General features: G+C 34.4%; 18 protein-coding genes. 17 read left to right on the top strand and 1 reads right to left on the bottom strand.

Features of this window, described 5'->3' with window-relative positions:
• The 17 genes from KTR07_RS26245 to KTR07_RS26325 form a co-directional block, all read left to right on the top strand.
• A partial coding sequence (locus KTR07_RS26245; RefSeq protein WP_217315540.1) for an SLBB domain-containing protein occupies positions 1-1,259 on the top strand: 1,259 nt, incomplete at its 5' end.
• Positions 1,260-1,269: 10 nt separating this feature from the next.
• Entirely contained in the window at positions 1,270-2,418 is a 1,149-nt protein-coding gene (locus tag KTR07_RS26250; RefSeq protein ID WP_008767812.1) for a chain-length determining protein, read from the top strand.
• Between the two features lie 63 nt (positions 2,419-2,481).
• Positions 2,482-3,201 (top strand): phosphocholine cytidylyltransferase family protein, encoded by a 720-nt coding sequence (locus KTR07_RS26255; RefSeq protein WP_008767813.1) that lies wholly within the window; start codon positions 2,482-2,484, stop codon positions 3,199-3,201.
• 20 nt (positions 3,202-3,221) lie between these two features.
• Entirely contained in the window at positions 3,222-4,523 is a 1,302-nt protein-coding gene (aepX, locus tag KTR07_RS26260; protein WP_008767814.1) for a phosphoenolpyruvate mutase, read from the top strand.
• A gap of 16 nt (positions 4,524-4,539) precedes the next feature.
• Positions 4,540-5,664, top strand: coding sequence for a phosphonopyruvate decarboxylase (gene aepY / locus KTR07_RS26265; protein WP_008767815.1), 1,125 nt, complete (start codon positions 4,540-4,542; stop codon positions 5,662-5,664).
• 9 nt (positions 5,665-5,673) lie between these two features.
• Complete coding sequence (locus KTR07_RS26270; protein WP_008767816.1) at positions 5,674-6,795, top strand: 2-aminoethylphosphonate aminotransferase; 1,122 nt, start codon at positions 5,674-5,676, stop codon at positions 6,793-6,795.
• 342 nt (positions 6,796-7,137) lie between these two features.
• On the top strand, positions 7,138-8,622 hold the full coding sequence (locus KTR07_RS26275; RefSeq protein ID WP_008767818.1) for a lipopolysaccharide biosynthesis protein: 1,485 nt from the start codon (positions 7,138-7,140) through the stop codon (positions 8,620-8,622).
• Positions 8,576-9,835: a CDP-glycerol glycerophosphotransferase family protein gene (locus KTR07_RS26280; RefSeq protein WP_008767819.1), complete on the top strand. Its 1,260-nt coding sequence runs from the start codon at positions 8,576-8,578 to the stop codon at positions 9,833-9,835. Before KTR07_RS26275 ends, KTR07_RS26280 begins: the two co-directional genes overlap by 47 nt.
• Before the next feature lie 8 nt (positions 9,836-9,843).
• Positions 9,844-10,593 (top strand): glycosyltransferase family protein, encoded by a 750-nt coding sequence (locus KTR07_RS26285; protein ID WP_008767820.1) that lies wholly within the window; start codon positions 9,844-9,846, stop codon positions 10,591-10,593.
• Positions 10,593-11,633 (top strand): N-acetylneuraminate synthase family protein, encoded by a 1,041-nt coding sequence (locus KTR07_RS26290; RefSeq protein ID WP_008767821.1) that lies wholly within the window; start codon positions 10,593-10,595, stop codon positions 11,631-11,633. Before KTR07_RS26285 ends, KTR07_RS26290 begins: the two co-directional genes overlap by 1 nt.
• A 92-nt stretch (positions 11,634-11,725) precedes the next feature.
• Positions 11,726-12,220, top strand: a complete 495-nt coding sequence (locus KTR07_RS26295) for an HAD family hydrolase (protein WP_008767822.1) — start codon at positions 11,726-11,728, stop codon at positions 12,218-12,220.
• 12 nt (positions 12,221-12,232) lie between these two features.
• On the top strand, positions 12,233-13,411 hold the full coding sequence (locus tag KTR07_RS26300) for a glycosyltransferase family 4 protein (protein WP_008767823.1): 1,179 nt from the start codon (positions 12,233-12,235) through the stop codon (positions 13,409-13,411).
• Entirely contained in the window at positions 13,408-14,433 is a 1,026-nt protein-coding gene (locus tag KTR07_RS26305) for a polysialyltransferase family glycosyltransferase (RefSeq protein WP_011107950.1), read from the top strand. The genes KTR07_RS26300 and KTR07_RS26305 overlap by 4 nt, the downstream gene beginning before the upstream one ends.
• 2 nt (positions 14,434-14,435) lie before the next feature.
• Positions 14,436-15,548 carry an EpsG family protein gene (locus tag KTR07_RS26310; RefSeq protein WP_011107949.1) on the top strand — a complete coding sequence of 371 codons (1,113 nt, stop codon included), beginning with the start codon at positions 14,436-14,438 and terminating at the stop codon, positions 15,546-15,548.
• A gap of 138 nt (positions 15,549-15,686) precedes the next feature.
• Positions 15,687-16,508 carry a glycosyltransferase gene (locus tag KTR07_RS26315; protein ID WP_011107948.1) on the top strand — a complete coding sequence of 274 codons (822 nt, stop codon included), beginning with the start codon at positions 15,687-15,689 and terminating at the stop codon, positions 16,506-16,508.
• Between the two features lie 28 nt (positions 16,509-16,536).
• On the top strand, positions 16,537-17,163 hold the full coding sequence (locus tag KTR07_RS26320) for a sugar transferase (RefSeq protein WP_011107947.1): 627 nt from the start codon (positions 16,537-16,539) through the stop codon (positions 17,161-17,163).
• A 135-nt stretch (positions 17,164-17,298) separates the two neighbouring features.
• Positions 17,299-17,592 (top strand): nucleotidyltransferase family protein, encoded by a 294-nt coding sequence (locus tag KTR07_RS26325; RefSeq protein WP_008767829.1) that lies wholly within the window; start codon positions 17,299-17,301, stop codon positions 17,590-17,592.
• Positions 17,593-17,680: 88 nt separating this feature from the next.
• On the opposite strand, the gene KTR07_RS26330 is transcribed toward KTR07_RS26325, so the two are convergent.
• On the bottom strand, positions 17,681-17,979 hold a 299-nt coding region (locus KTR07_RS26330; RefSeq protein WP_217315541.1), incomplete at its 5' end, for an N-acetylmuramoyl-L-alanine amidase.

Genomic DNA, 17,979 nt, shown 5'->3' on the forward strand with positions numbered 1-17,979 from the left:
TCCTTAACCGCTTCACAAACAAACTGGAAATCCGTGGCGCTGTCTATCGTCCCGGTATCTACCAGCTCAGCGGTAAACTGAACACGATCCGCGAACTTGTCCATGAAGCTCAGGGTCTGACCGGTGACGCTTTCCTGAATCGTGCCGTCCTCTATCGCCAGCGTGAAGACCTGACCAGTGAAGTTGTTCAGATAGACATTAAGTCTATCATGGACGGCACTTCCCCAAACCTTGCCCTAATGAAGAATGACATCCTCTACATTCCAAGTATCCATGACCTGGAAGACCGGGGTAATGTCACAGTTCACGGTGAGGTTGCCCACCCTGATTCCTATCCTTATGCGGATAACATGACACTTGAGGATCTGATCATTCAGGCCGGTGGCTTGAAAGAAGCCGCCTCTACTGTCCGTATTGATATATCGAGACGAATCAAGAATCCTCGTAGTACTGCGGATAATGATACGATTGGTCAGATGTATACCTTCTCTTTAAAGGATGGTTTTGTAATAGATGGTCAGCCCGGTTTTATCCTTGAGCCTTATGATCAGGTTTATGTCCGTCGCAGTCCGGGCTATCAGGCACAACAGAATGTAGCCATTGAAGGTGAAATCCTTTTCGGAGGAAATTACGCCATGACCAGCCGTGAGGAACGTCTTTCCGATTTAGTGAATAAAGCCGGCGGTCCGACCAATTATGCCTATCTGCGTGGTGCGAAACTGACCCGTGTGGCTAACGCTAGTGAAAAGAAACGTATGGGTGATGTAATTCGCCTTATGAGCAGGCAATTGGGCGAAGCCATGATTGACTCTTTGGGTATTCGTGTTGAAGATACTTTTACGGTTGGAATAGATTTGGAAAAAGCCTTGAGCAATCCTAAAAGTAATGCCGATCTTGTCTTACGTGAAGGTGATGTGATCTCCATACCTAAGAATACTAATACTGTAACTATCAATGGTGCTGTCATGGTTCCGAATACGGTTTCTTATATGAAGGGAAAGAATGTGGATTATTACCTGAATCAGGCCGGTGGCTGTTCTGATAATGCAAGGAAGAGTAAGAAGTTCATTGTTTACATGAATGGTCAGGTGACGAAGGTTAAGGGTAGTGGTAAGAAACAGATTGAGCCGGGGTGTGAGATTATTGTGCCTGGTAAGGCTAAGAAGAAAGGGAACATAGCTAATATTTTAGGTTATGCTACTTCCTTCAGTTCTTTGGGAATGATGATTGCTTCTATTGCTAATTTGATAAAGAAATAAATGACCTATTATGATTGAAAAGCAATCTTATCAAGAACCGTTTTCTGAAGTGGATAAAAGGAAAGATGATGAAATGGAAATAGACTTGATGGCTATTTTTTATAAGATTATTACTGTTCGTGGAGTACTATGCAAAGCTGCTGGAGTGGGAGTAATAATTGCTATAGTGGTGGCATTGAGCATTCCCAAGCAATATACAGTAAAGGTTACCCTTTCTCCTGAAATGGGTAATGCGAAGGGAAGTAATGGTTTAGCCGGACTTGCTGCCTCGTTTTTGGGAGATGGGGCTCTAATAGGGGAAAGCACAGATGCCTTGAACGCTTCTCTTTCAGCAGATATTGTTTCTTCAACTCCTTTTTTATTGGAACTTTTAGAAATGGAAGTCTCCGTTTCTAAAAAGGATGATAAAATGACTTTGGGGTCTTATCTCGATGAAGAGTCATCTCCTTGGTGGGATTATCTTATAGGTTTTCCGGGCATAGTAATAGGAGGAGTTAAATCATTATTCGGAGAAGATACGGTTCCTGCCAGTGGAGGGCGGCAAGGAACTATCGAATTGACGAAAGAAGTAAATGAGAAGATTAATTTTCTTAAAAAGAAGATTAGTGCATCCATTGATAAGAAAACCGCCATAACGAGCATTACGGTCACCTTACAAAATCCGCAGATCACTGCGGTTATAGCAGATTCTGTCGTTCATAAATTACAGGAATATATTATTGGGTATCGAACTTCAAAAGTAAAAGAAGACTGTGCGTATTTGGAACGGTTGTTTAAAGAACGTCAGCAGGAATATTATGCTGCTCAAAGAAAATATGCGGATTATGTAGACGCCCATGATAATGTGGTTCTTCAAAGTGTACGTGCTGAGCAGGAGCGTTTACAGAACGACATGAGTTTGGCTTATCAGATATATAGTCAGGTTGCTAATCAGTTGCAGGTATCCAGAGCCAAAGTACAGGAGGAAAAGCCAGTCTTTGCAGTAGTTGAGCCTGCCGTTGTACCTTTGAAACCTTCAGGTATGGGACTCAAAATTTATATTTTATTATTTGTGTTCCTGTCCGTATCTGGTACTCTCGTGTGGGTGTTTTTTGGCAAAAGTCTGCTGGCTAGCTTGAGAAAAGAACTGAAAAATAAGGAGATAGAACAGGATAAATGATGCTAAAACGTCGTTTACAACATTCTTACATCAATTAAATTCACTTACTATATTATTAAACGAATGATACGTACAGCTATGATAATGGCTGCGGGCATGGGAACCCGTTTTGGCCAATATACAGAATTGATACCTAAAGGGTTCGTCAAAGTGGGAGGTATTCCAATGATAGTTCGTTCTATTGATACTTTGTTATCATGTGACATTGAGCGAATTGTAATCGGTACAGGATATAAACAAGAAGTTTATGAAGAATTGAAGACAGACTATCCTATGCTTGAAACCTGTTTTAGTCCTCGTTATGCTGAAACAAATAGTATGTATACTTTATATAATACGCGGGAGATTCTGGGCAATGATGATTTTTTATTGTTAGAGTCAGATTTGATTTTTGAGAAACAAGCAATAATGAGCTTATTGGAGTGTCCTGCGGCAGATGCAATGCTAATAACTCCAGTGACAAAGTTTCAAGATCAGTATTATGTGGAACATGATGATAATTTTCGCCTTTCTTCATGTTCTGTCAATAAGAATAAACTAAACGCTAAAGGCGAATTGGTCGGCATCCATAAACTATCCGGTTCCTTTTACAAAATAATGTGTGCTGATTATGCGAGTATTGTTGATGAACAACCCAATTTGGGATATGAGTATGAATTACTACGAATATCTTGTTCTCAATCTCCTGTTTATGTGCATAAAGTAGAAGGGCTGAAATGGTATGAAATCGATGACATATCAGATTTGGAATATGCAGAGAAATATATTGTTCCGTATTGTTAATTAAAATAATATATCAAATTATGAGTAAGACAGTTTATATTGGGATGACTGCGGATATTATGCATCCAGGACTTATCCGCATTATTAATGAGGCTACTAAATACGGTGATGTTATAATTGGTCTTCTTACAGATAAAGCTATTGCGGAGCATAAACGCCTTCCTTATCTGACCTATGAACAACGAAAAGAGGTAGTTCAGAATATTAAAGGCGTATGTAAAGTTGTTCCTCAAGAAGAATGGAGCTATGTTGAGAATCTCAAACGCATTAAACCTGACTATATAATTCATGGTGACGACTGGAAAACCGGGCCTTTACGTGAAGAACGTGTGCGCGTATTTGAAGTGATGAATGAACAGGGAGGAAAGGTTATCGAAATTCCATATACTTTGGGAATTAATTCATCTTCTTTGGATAAAGATATTAAGGCTATAGGTACAACCCCTGATGTACGTTTAAAATCACTTCGTCGTTTGATAAATGCCAAACCCGTAGTTCGTATTTTGGAAGCTCATGATGGACTATGTGGCTTGATAATTGAAAATCAGGAAATATTAAAAGGGGATAAGAGGGAAGTATTTGACGGAATGTGGTCTAGTAGCCTTACGGATTCAACCAGTAAAGGTAAACCTGATATTGAGGCGGTTGATTTAACTACCCGATTGCAAGATTTGAATAATATTCTGGAGTGTACTACTAAACCTATTATTTTTGATGGAGATACAGGTGGTAAAATTGAACATTTCGTATTTACAGTACGCACTTTAGAACGTCATGGAATTTCAGCTATAATAATTGAAGATAAAGTTGGATTAAAAAAGAATTCATTGTTTGGTACAGATGTTATTCAAACTCAAGATACAATCGAAGGTTTCTGTAATAAGATCAAAGCAGGAAAGGCATCTCAGATTACTGATGATTTTATGATTATCGCTCGTATTGAGAGCCTTATAGCGGGAAAGCCGGTAAGTGATGCTTTAGAGAGAGCTTTTGCATATGTCCAAGCGGGAGCGGACGGTATTATGATACATAGCAAAAATAAGTCGGGTGAAGATATAAAAGAATTTTGTTTGGCGTTTCGAAAACAGTATGCTCATGTACCTATCGTGGTTGTGCCTACTACATATGATCATATTTATGAGTCTGAATTGTGTGATTGGGGTGTGAATATAATTATTTATGCTAATCATATGCTTCGTGCCGCTTATCCTGCTATGATGAATGTCGCAAAGATAATATTAGAGAATGAACGTGCTTTAGAGGTGCGCGAACTGTGTATGCCCATAAAAGAAATATTGGAACTGATTCCAGGTACTAAATAAAAAGAGGAATATCATTATGTTAAGCGTAGAAAAAGTTTATGAAACGTTTCTGAGTCATGACGTTGATTTTTTTACAGGAGTTCCAGACTCATTACTAAAAAATATTTGTGCCTATATCACAGACCATACTTCACGTGAGAAACATATCATAGCTGCTAATGAAGGTGCGGCTGTAGGAATTGCTTCAGGTTATTATATGGCATCAGGTAAGGTTCCTGTGGTTTATATGCAAAATTCCGGCTTGGGTAATACTGTTAATCCTCTGCTGTCTCTTGCAGATGAACAAGTATACAGTTTTCCAATGCTTTTGATGATTGGCTGGCGTGGTGAACCGGGAACAAAAGATGAACCTCAGCATAAAAAACAGGGTGAGGTAACTTTAGATTTGTTGAAAGCAATGCGGATTCCTTATATAATTCTTGATTCAAATGAGAATGATGCATTTATTCAGCTCCATGATATCATACAATCAGCAAAAACTAAGAATATTCCTCATGCAATAATTATTCGGAAAGATGTTTTTGGCAAATATAAACTTCAAAAAGAGTTCGGATGTAATTATCCTTTATCTCGTGAGGATGCTTTGCAAATAGTTGTGGATTATCTGCCTGAAAATTCAGTGGTCGTTTCTACTACTGGCAAGCTTTCTCGTGAGTTATTTGAATATCGAGAAATGAAAGAGCAAGGTCATGAACATGATTTTCTCACGGTAGGCTCTATGGGACATAGTTCATCAATCTCTTTGGGTATTGCTATAGCAAAGCAAGATAGACCTGTTTATTGCTTGGATGGTGATGGAGCATTTATTATGCATTTAGGGGCAATTAGTAACATTGGCGATTTATCTCCTAAAAACTATTATCATATTTTGTTTAACAATGGTGCTCACGAGTCTGTAGGAGGACAGCCTACTTTAGGATTTAGTTTAGATATTCCGGCTATTGTCCGGGGGAGCGGATATAAGCATACTTATACTGTTTGTACAAAAGTTGAAATTGAAGAAGCAATGAAGCAGCTTCCAAAGTTATGTGGTCCTGTTTTGTTGGAAATAAAGGTTAAAATAGATTCTCGGGAGAATTTGGGACGTCCCACGACTACTCCTATAGAGAATAAGGAGCATTTTATGGATTTTTTAAAATAAATATATTCGATGAAAATAGAAAGAAAAATATTATTAAATCCTGGGCCTGCCACTACTACTGACAGTGTAAAAATGGCACAAGTTGTTCCGGATATTTGTCCTCGCGAGAAAGAATTCGCAGGTATGATGAAACAACTTCGGGACGATTTGGTCAGAGTTGCTCATGGGAATTTGGAAAAACATACCGCTGTATTATTTTGTGGCTCAGGAACCATCAATATTGATATATGTCTAAATTCTCTTCTTCCTGAAGACAAAAGGGTGCTTATAGTGAATAATGGGGCATATAGTACCCGTGCTGTAGAAGTGTGTCAATATTATGGTTTGCCTCATATTAATTTGGAATTTTCCGTTTACGAACGTCCTGATTTATCGGTGGTGGAAAATGTGTTGCAAGAAAATCCTGATATAGCTATGGTTTATACTACTCATCACGAGACGGGTACAGGAATTCTGAACCCTATTCGCGAGATGGGCGCTATAGCTCATAAATATCAGGCTAAATTTGTCGTCGATACTACTTCTTCTTTGGGCATGATTCCTTTTGATATAGAGAAAGATAATGTGGATTTTTGTATGGCATCTGCTCAAAAAGGACTTCAAGCGATGACAGGTCTTTCTTTTATTATAGGCAATGAGGAACAGATTAAGTTTTCAAAAAAATATCCCAAGCGTTCTTACTATTGTAATCTTTATTTGCAGTATGAGAATTTTGAGAGAACAGGTGAAATGCATTTTACTCCACCGGTACAAACTATTTACGCCACTCGTCAGGCATTAAATGAATATTTTGAAGTGGGTGAAGAAGCTAAGTTTGCCCGTCACAAAAGAGTTTTTGAGGCTATTCATTCAGGTATAAATGAAATTGGTCTTAAAAGTGTAATAAAGCGTGAATGGCAGTCAGGACTGGTTGTCTCAGTTCAATACCCAGAAGATCCCAACTGGGATTTTGAGAAAATACATGATTATTGTTATGAGCGTGGATTTACGATTTATCCAGGTAAGATATCAACTGAGGATACTTTTAGAATCTGTGCTTTAGGAGAGATAGAAGTAGATGATATTGAGAACTTCTTTAAAGTACTAAAAGCTGCATTAAATCATTATAACGTCACATTACCGATGTCATGATTGCAGAAATATTATTGAAGATTCGTCATTTTTATTTTTCCCTTCGTGGTATACACTTCCATCCGGAAAGTGTTATTTCTGGAGTGCCTATTCGTAGCTTTCGCTTAGTAGGCAAATATGGCAATATTAATTTGAGGTGATGCATTAGGAGTTCTTTATTCTTATAAAAAGGCATCGGTAGTTATAGGAGATAATGTTTGTGTAGGGTAATTTGCTTTTAGTGGGAGAGACCATATTAGAATTGCGGTAAGGGGCGAAGAAGATAATAACCAATTAGTGAGAATATTGGAAAAATATAATTGATATCGGTAAATGTAGTTGTTTTTATACTGTATTTAAGTAATGGAAAATCTAAAGCAGAAAACTGTATCAGGAATAATGTGGAGCGCTATAGAACGTTTCTCTTTACAAGGAGTACAGTTTATAATTCAAATAATATTAGCTCGTTTGTTACTACCATCGGATTATGGTATGATCGGGATGTTAGCTATTTTTCTTCAAGTCGCTCAAGTATTTATAGATAGCGGTTTTACAAATGCTTTAATCCAGAAAAAAGATAGAACTGAAGAGGATTTTGCCACTGTCTTTTATTTTAATATTCTTGTCGCAGTATTATTCTATGGTATATTGTTTTTTTCGGCTTCTTTGATTGCAGACTTTTATAATATGCCGACTTTAGTTCTTGTAATTCGTTTTATAGCATTGTCGTTGATAATAAATGCTTTATCGGCTATTCACAGAACGAAATTAATTATTTCTGTAAACTTTAAAACTCAATCTAAAATTTCATTAGGTGCAGCTTTTATATCAGGCGTGATTGGAATATGGATGGCTTATGTCGGTTGCGGGGTTTGGGCTTTAGTTTGGCAAACTCTCTTAAATAGTATAATTTTGACAATTTTGTTTTACTGTTTAGTTCATTGGAAACCTTTACATACTTTCTCCAAAAGTTCTTTTGAAAGATTATTCAATTTCGGATCTAAATTATTGATCTCAAGTCTTATCAATACAGTATATCGTAATCTGTATACCATTGTAATAGGAAAAAAGTTTTCTGTTGTAGAGCTTGGTTACTATACAAGAGCAGAACAATTTGCTATTTTTCCTTCCAATAATTTAAATGCTTTAGTTTCTAGAGTAGCGTATCCTATTTTAAGTTCCATTCAAGATGATGATAAATGTTTAACAAACGCATATCGAAATTATATCAGATTATCCTCATATATAATTTTTCCTTTAATGGTAGGTTTACTTGTTTTGGCTAATCCTATTATTAGTCTATTGTTAACAGATAAATGGTCTGGGGTTGTTATTCTTTTACAGATATTATGTTTGGATTGGATGTTTGATCATTTGAGCCAAATTAATTTGAATTTATTATGGGTTAAAGGAAGATCTGATCTGTCGTTACGTCTTGAAATAATAAAAAAGACGATTGCTATATTCATTCTTTTTGTGTCAATTCCATTTGGGCTTGAGGTGATGTGTTGGGGTAGAGTTATTTACTCTCTGATAGCGACATATTTGAATACATATTATACTAATTCTCTTATTGATTTGACCTTAAAGTTGCAAGTTAAAGATGTATTTCCAAGTTTAATACTCTCTTTCATAATGGGGGGGATCGTTTTTATATGTATTTCTTTCTTTGAAACTGATATAGTAAAAATTGTGATTGGATGTATTACTGGGATGTCCTTCTATATTTTACTTTCTTTTCTTTTTAAGCTAGATTCTTTTTTTTGTATTTTAACATTGATCATTAAAACTAAAAACATAGATGAAAATATTAAAAAAGATTTTTCAAGTAATAGTAAAGATAATTAACCATTGTGTGCCAGTTGATAGTAGATCATTGTATTTTATTCCTCATCCTAATTGTAGAACAGATAAATATGATATTATAAATTATTCGTCAGATAATGTTCTCGTTCTGTTAAATTATTTGCTAAAAAAAGATAGTGCTGAATATTATAAAATATATGTTGAAATTTATGATTCTTCTCGTATTTCAGAATATCAAGAATATATTTATGGCATAAATCCTAATATTAGGTGTACTTTTTTATGTGCATGTGTTGGACGTTTTTTCTTTAATAAAGTATCTTTTAAGGATATGTTGTATGCCTTTTTTTGTTTTTGTAGAGCAAGTAAATGTTTTACAGCTACTTTTTATTATGATTTTTCATTTAAAAAACGCTCTCAACAGATTATTTGTTTGGGGTATTATACTCCATTCAAAGATGATTATCATATGGGAGATCATTCTTATGATAAATTTCGTAATACAACATGTAACTCATTTGATTACTCTATTGCTACTTCTTGTTTAAGTGCTAGAATAATTTCAATAGATTGTGGAATCTCATATGATAAATTCAAAGTCTTAGGATTTCCCAGAAATGATTTGTTGATATCGAAAAATAATTGCAATGTTATTAAAAGAGAAATTTCGAAATTTGCGGGATATGATGTAACTAAATATATAGTTTATACTCCAACTTTTCGTGATTATGAGACTGTTACTGAAGGTAATTTGCGTTCAATACTCGGATATGTTGATTGTGATTTGTTGAAGTTATCGAAAATACTATTGAAGTTTAATGCGGCTTTAATTCTTAAATTACATCCTTTGCAGAATAAAACAGTCTTAAAAAAAGATTTACCCAAAGGTATACTTGTTTTTGAACAAACATATAAATATGGATTGTATGATCTTTTGTCATTTTCAGATGGAATGATTACTGATTATACTTCTACCTATTTTGATTTTTTATTGGTAAATAAGCCAGTCATATTTAATTTCTACGATATTGAAGAATATCGTAGAGTAAGAGGTTTCTCATTTGAGCCAATAGAATTTTTTTGTGCAGGTGATATTGTTTACAATTATAATGAATTGATAGATGCTGTGATGGGACTTCTGGCTGGGAAAGATATTCATGCTGAACATCGACGTCATATTTCTTTATTGATGAATCAATTTCAAGATGATAATTCAACAAAGAGAATATGTGACATATTTTTAAATGAAATATAATAAATAAAATGAATTATGCATTTGTGGTGCAGGCACGTTTAGGTTCTACACGTTTGCCTGGAAAAATATTGAAACCTTTCTATGGTAATCAATCGATTCTTGACTTAATGGTTCATAAACTTTCTGCTATATCGAATATTCCAGTAATTATTGCTACAACAAATTCTGTTATCAATGAACCTATTGAAAAGAAGGCACTTGCATTAGGGGTAAAGTGCTTCAGAGGTGAGGAGAATGATGTTTTAAAACGATTCATTGATGTTGCTGAATATTTTGATATACAGGGTATATTCCGAATATGTTCTGATAATCCATTTTTAGATGTACATGCGGCAAGGCAATTGGTCGAAATAGCAATGAAATCTTGTAACGATTATATAAGTTTTGATATTGATGGTACTCCATCAATTAAAACTCATTTCGGTTTTTGGGGAGAATTTGTAACGCTTGATGCGCTGAAGCGAGTTATAGGATTTACTGATGATTTATTGTATCGTGAACATGTTACTAATTATATATATAGTCATCCTGAACTTTTTAATATTCAATGGATTTCAGGATCTCCAGTCGTGTCAAAACATCATAATATTCGACTCACGATTGATACGTTAGAAGATTTTTCTGTAGCACAGAGAATATATAGGGATTTACAAGAAAAAAGAGTGGAAATATCGATAGAAGTGATTGTAGACTATGTTCGAAGACATGCAGAATACATTCAACTGATGAAACAACAAATAAAAAAAAATTCTAAATAATGAAGAATACTTATATTATTGGTGAAATAGGGCAGAATCATAATGGTTCTGTTGACTTGGCTAAGTTGATTATTGAATTAATCTCACGACCTGTACATGAGGATGTTTTTGGTATGGATTTCATGCCAATGAATGCTGTTAAAATGACTAAAAGAGATTTATCAGAAGAATTGGCTGTTTCTCAAATGAATCAAATATATGACAATCCTAATTCTTTTGGGCGTACTTATGGTGAACATCGTGCTTTTCTTGAGCTTGATGATCAAGCGCATTTTGAGATTTATAAATATGCTAAGTCATTAGGATTAGATTTTATCGAGACGTTATGTGCCAAAGGATGTCTGTCTTTGCTTAAACTGTTCACACCGGATAGGCTAAAAGTTGCTAGTCGTGATTTGACTAACTTACCATTGCTTGAAGCATTAGCAGAAACTCATATTCCTATTATATTATCGACAGGAATGGCTGGTCAAAGAGAACTTGACAATGCATTAGATGTGATAACGAGATATCATAGTAATATAGCTATTCTACATTGTGTATCTCAGTATCCAACTCATCCAAATAATTTGAATCTACGTACAATAACATATTTGAAGAAGCATTACAATAAGTTTGAGATAGGTTTTTCTGATCATACAATAGGTATTTCTGCTGCTACAGCTGCTGTAGCGATGGGAGCGGAAATTATAGAAAAGCATGTAACAATTGATCGGCATATGAAAGGAACAGACCAGCTTGGCTCTTTAGGTCCAGATGGGGTTAATCGTATGATTCGAGATATTCGCATAGCAGAGTGTTGGCTTGGTACTGAAGATCTTTATATAGAAAAAGGGGTGGAGAAGTCTAAGATAAAACTTGAACGTTCTATTGCCACTCGAAAATATATTCCAGCAGGTAGTATTATTCAAGAGTCGGACATTCATTTACTGAGTCCTGGTGATGGTTATAAATGGATAGATAAAAAAAATGTAATTGGTCATTTTGCTAAACAAGATATATCAGCGAATGAAATAATATATCCTGATTTTATTGAATAGATATATTCCTACTGCAACTTGTATTACGGTATAGAGTACTGCCTGCTATAAGCTAAGTAGTGATTAATAAATAAGGGTAAAATACTAAAAAAATGAAAGAGATAAAGCTTATACTTACAGATATTGATGGCGTTTGGACTGATGGCGGAATGTTTTATGATCAAACAGGTAATGAATGGAAAAAATTCAATACATCTGATAGTGCTGGTATTTTTTGGGCACATAATAAAGGTATTCCTGTGGGTATTTTAACAGGTGAAAAAACTGAGATAGTGCGACGAAGAGCAGAGAAGTTAAAAGTTGATTATTTATTTCAAGGAGTAGTGGATAAATTGTCTGCTGCAGAAGAATTATGCAATGAATTAGGGATTAATTTGGAGCAGGTGGCCTATATAGGGGATGATTTGAACGATGCTAAATTACTTAAGCGTGTAGGTATAGCTGGAGTACCTGCAAGTGCTCCATTTTATATTCGTAGATTGTCTACTATATTCTTAGAAAAAAGAGGTGGTGAAGGTGTTTTTAGAGAATTTGTTGAAAAAGTTCTTGGTATAAATTTGGAAGATTTTATTGCTGTGATTCAATAGTTGTTGTAAAAGATGAAAAAGGTAGATATAATTCATGGTGGATGGCTTAAGGCTCCTAATGGGGCTAGTTCTGTTCTTAGGACTTTAGCTGAATCTACTTCAAAATTTGAAGAATACGGTATTCAGCTTTCGGTTTATTCAATGGATTTGATTGTGTTAAAGTCATTTGAAAATATAGCAGCTATAAATCAACGGAAAGGATTACGGTACTTTATTAAAAAGAATGCTAATGCAAATTCTATACTAGCATTCATTTCTATTTATGCAATATATTTGCGGCATGCTCGTAAGATTGTTAAATATTATTTTGATCAAGGGCTTGAGGAATCGAGAATCTTGTTTATACATGATATTTTTACATGTTATTACTATTTGAAGTATCGATCTAGAAGACAAAAAACCGTGTTGGTATTACACAATAATGGTGATACTTTTAATATGCTTAGACAATATTATCCTGTGCTTAATAAATCAAGGCTTTATAGTATATTATTATACATTGAAAGGAAGGTTTTATCTGAAGTGGATAAGGTGTTGTTTGTTGCTGAGAATCCTAAAGATACTTTTGTACAATTACATCCAGATATTCCTATTGAAAAAGTAGGATTTGTTTATAATGGCATTTTGAGCAAAGAAATGCATATATGTCCGGAAAAACATCTAGGGCCACTTGAAATCTGCTGTGTGGGATCTGTTTCAAAACGTAAAGGGCAAGATATGATTGTTGAAGCTCTTGTGAAGATGTCTCCTGTTCAAAGAGAGAAAGTGCATTTTACCATTGTAGGTGATGGTACATTAAGGGGGGAATTAGAAAAGTTGTGTTTTGAGAAAGGAATCTCTAAATATATAGATTTTATAGGTGTTTCGAATCAAGTAGAAAATTATTTGTTGAGGAGTGATATTTTTATGTTACCTAGTAGAGATGAAGGATTCCCTATTTCTATTTTGGAGGCTATGCGAGCAGGACTTCCTATTATATCTACTAATATTGCAGGTATTCCGGAAATGGTTTTTTCCGGGATCAATGGAATTGTAATTTCGCCATGTCTTGAAGATATATATGATATCTTGTGTCATATTGAATCTTATAATTGGAGTGCAATGGGTAAACTCTCTTATGAACTATATCAACAGAAATTTACGCTTGATTCAATGATTGAATCTTATGCTAATATTTTGAACGCTATATGAAATATGTCTTTTGGATACATAGTAGTACTTCGTATTATATGGCAAAAGCTATTATAGCAAAAGAAAATTTAGATTGCCATAATGTTGTTTATTTGATTGATCGGAACTATGCTAATAAATATCATAATAATATTGATATAGAAATTGAAGATATTTCATTTTGGATGAATAAGTTTTATCCGATGAAAATTAAAACTATATTAAATTTGAGGAGGATTATTAAAAGTTTTGATTGCTATATATCCTGCTTGATTGCTGATAGTTTTACTGTATATATTCCCCAATTAACTACTCCTATATTTCAATTACTCATCACACATCATTCATGTGTAGGATATCATTTTATGGAGGAGGGCCTTGCTTATTATAAAGACCAACTTTACAAGGCATCTCCTAATAAATTTCCGTTACTAGTAGAATTATTATTTAAGGTATATAATATTTTTTGTCGTCGTGTACAATTAAATTATCCGTTTTTGAAACCTTATAAAAAGAGTCGGTTTCAACCTAAATATTATTTACTTAATAATAAATATAATGTATTAAGGGAGAATGTTTCTTTGGTTTCTTGGATTAAGGAAGAGACTTTTTTCACATCTATTCCTTCAGGTGCTTCTGTTTTGGTTTTAAGTCCAATTGTAGAATATCGTTTGGCAACTCCTGAGAAATTCTATGCAAGCATGAATCTGTTGTTTAATTATATTTCGGATTCGCATGTGTTTATTAAAGCACATCCTTATCAGGCTTCTAGTGTTGTGAATACTTTGGTTGGTCTGTTAGAACAACATGGAAAAACTTGGACTCTTATTCCAAATGATGAACCTTTTGAACAGATCCTTTTATCTGTTGAGAATCTTTGTGTGTTTGGGACAGAGTCTAGTTTGATGTTTTATGCGACACTGCTTGGTAATAACAATAAGATTATTTCCAATCGTAATAATTTGGCTTTTAATGATATTATTTTTAGAAAATATGCTCAAAATAGTGAGTCCTTAGTTGTAAATAGTTATATTCAAATTTAAAGATGTTGATTTATTGGGTTGTTTTCTTTATTCTTTTTCTTTTTAGTTATGTAGAACTTATTTCCGCTAGACAGTCCTTGGTATTATTAAGATGCGTGATTCTATTTATAGCATGTATGGTGGGATTTCGTTATAATATAGGGGCTGATTGGGAGACATATGTAATTATTTACAACAGGCAGATTCCGTCGCTTCTAGATCCAGAATATAGAATTCTCATGGAACCTCTTTTTTGGATTTTAGGGAGTTTATGTAAAACTCTAGGTTTAAGTTATGCGTGTTTTTTTATAATATTGTCATTGATATCGTTTGTCGTATTATTTATAGTTATTAGACGAATTGGATGTGGATATATTTATTTGCCAATTCTTTTATATTTTTGTTTGTTTTTCTGTCAGTTCCAGCTAAATATAGTTCGCCACGGGATTATGGCTTCATTTGTGTGGCTAGCTTTTTCATATATAAAGGAATGTTCTTTGAAGAAGTTTGTTTTTTTTCTTTTGATAGCTGCAGGCTTTCAACTTGCTGCGTTGGCCTTTTTCCCATTTTATTTCTTGTTGAATAGATGTTATATGCAGAAGAGTGTTGTTACTCTTATTTTTATATCATTGATTTTTGTAATGTTGGGAGTATCACAAAAAATACTGTTATTGGGTACTAAAATACCTGTTTTTGGGGAATTTGTAAACTATTATATTCTAGATTTTTATGGACGGAATGTTGATGCTTCTTATGGTTTTTCTGTAGGGATGATTGTTAATTTGTTCCTTTTTTTGTTTCTTTATTTTGGAATGCGTTCCGTCTATAATGATATATCTAATCATTTGAAGATTTTTGTAAACTTATTACTTTATAGTTTTATATTGAGTTGTTTTTTTAATGCATATGCGGTTTTTGTAGAACGGTTAGTGAGCGTTACTAATATGACTTTACTATTTATATTACCTTACGTTTTGCATAAAATCTTTATTGGAAAAGTTAATAAAACAATAGCATTTGCTTGCATTGTTGTATATGCGATGTTGATGTTTACTAAGACGCTTTATACACCAGTTCCGTTAGGTGGAAAGTATGAATATCAGTTTATTCCTTACCAGTATTCATTTGTTATTTAAGGGATTATAACGTTTGGTAGATGAGTGTAATTCAATTTGTCTTTTCTGTGATCTAATTGGATGTTCTGAGAGTAATATATCCTAATTTTATCAATATCTGTTTCTTTGGATATTGTATCCATATGTAAATTTATCAAAATGTCAAAATTAATATTTTCAGTACTTATTTCTGTATATTATAATGAAAGTATTTCTTATTTTAAAAAGAGCTTAGATAGTATTTTATATCAGACTCTTTTACCTGCAGAGGTTGTTTTAGTCAAAGATGGGATTTTGACAGATGATTTAAATTGTATTGTCAAAGAGTATTCTCAAAAATATCCTATTTTGAAAGTGATTTCTTTGCCTGTTAATCAAGGACTTGGTAAAGCACTGAATGAAGGCTTAAAGCATTGCTCCTACGATCTAGTTGCCCGAATGGATACAGATGATATTGCCAAACCTGATCGTTTTGAGAAACAAATAAGGGTTTTTCAAGAGCATCCGGAATTAGATGTAGTAGGAGCATGGATCGATGAGTTTGAAGAAACTACTTCAAATATTATTTCTACAAGAAAGTTACCTGAGGTTCATGATGATATTTGTCAATTTGCAAAGAAGCGTAATCCGGAAAATCATCCGGTAATTATGTTTCGTAAGCAAGCTGTATTAGCAGCAGGTGGATATCAGCATTTCCCTCTTTTTGAGGATTACTATCTGTGGATACGTATGCTACAGAACGGTGCTAAATTTTACAATATCCAAGAGAGCTTATTATATTTTCGCTTTTCACCGGCTATGTTTAAACGGAGAGGCGGTTTAAAATATGTGACAACGGAACTACGTTTTCAAAATCAACTAAGAAATTTAGGATTCATAACTTCCTCTGAATATCTCTATAATGTCTTTATACGGGTGATTACTAGGATGATGCCCAACACTTTACGAGCTATCTTGTATAAAAAAGCTCTGAGAAAATAGTCTTTAACCAAACTATAATTAATAATTTATGGAACAACAAACAACTTTTATTCCCGACGGAATGAATGCTTTTGAGCGCAATGTAAAGCGAATTGGGGATTGCATTATTGCGGGCATATTACTGATTATTTTTTCTCCTTTATTTTTAATCTGTTATATAGCTGTGAAACGTGAAGATGGTGGTCCGGCTATTTTCAAACAGGAACGTATCGGTCGTTTCGGCCGTCCGTTTTATATTTATAAGTTCCGCAGTATGCGTTTGGATGCGGAAAAAATGGGTCCTGCGCTATATAGGGGTGGGAAAGATAAACGATTGACTAAAGTGGGTAAGTTTTTGCGTGAACATCATTTGGATGAATTGCCGCAACTTTGGAATGTCTTCTGCGGGCAGATGGCTTTTATTGGTCCACGTCCGGAGCGTAAGTATTTCATTGATCAAATAATGGAACACGATGCTCGTTACGTATTTTTGTATCAGATACGACCGGGTGTTACTTCGTATGCTACGTTATACAATGGGTACACGGATACGATGGATAAAATGTTGCGTCGTCTTCGCTATGATTTGTTTTATTTGCAGCATCGCTCATGGTGGTTTGATTTTAAGATCTTGGTGAAGACATTTATAAATATTTGTTTTGGCAAGAAGTTTTAGCAGAGAAAATTGTTGTATTTATAGTGAAACACCGTTGTTGAATACGAAGAAGTTGGTAATGGGCAGAAAAAAGCAATATCTCTTTGATTATTGAAGGAAAATTTCTTTCTTTGTAATAGACTAAAAGTATCTATTATGTTAAGTACTATAGAATATCTATCCCTTCTTCGTAAATACATGCGGGAGAATGCTGTTAAATATGGTATATCTCGTATGGGAATATTTGGCTCAGTAGCTCGTGGTGAGCAACATGACGGTAGTGATGTTGATATATGCGTGGAGATAGATAGGCCTTCTATATTTACTTTAGTTCATATTAAGGAAGAATTGGAAAAACTGTTTAAATGTCCTGTAGATGTAGTTAGATTGCGGAATAACATGGATGAATTGTTGAGAAACTGTATAAATAAAGACGGGATCTATGTGTAGAAAACAAATCAAAAATGATTTGCCCCAATTGAAAGAAATACTGGAACAAATCATTGATGAGTTTGATAAGTGTGATTGACCTCCTCTTTTACAACTCCTTATATTCCTCTACACACCGAAAACACGGACATTCTTTCATCGGATTCAAATCATGATGCCCTACTATCAACGCTTTTGGAAACCTCTTTCGTAACTCACGAATTAAGGCTAACAACGATCCCCGTTGCTCTAGCGTACGTGTATCCTTAGTCCGTCCGTCAGCATCCAGTCCTCCTTCGTAACAGATTCCTATAGAATGTGCGTTATGATTCCGGCAATGTGCTCCGACCTTTTCTAACGGTCGTCCCGGATGTATTTCCCCATCACGTGTGATGTAGAAATGGTAAC

It is taken from the genome of Bacteroides sp. MSK.20.82 (assembly GCF_019052485.1).
Taxonomy (GTDB): Bacteria; Bacteroidota; Bacteroidia; order Bacteroidales; family Bacteroidaceae; genus Bacteroides; species Bacteroides thetaiotaomicron.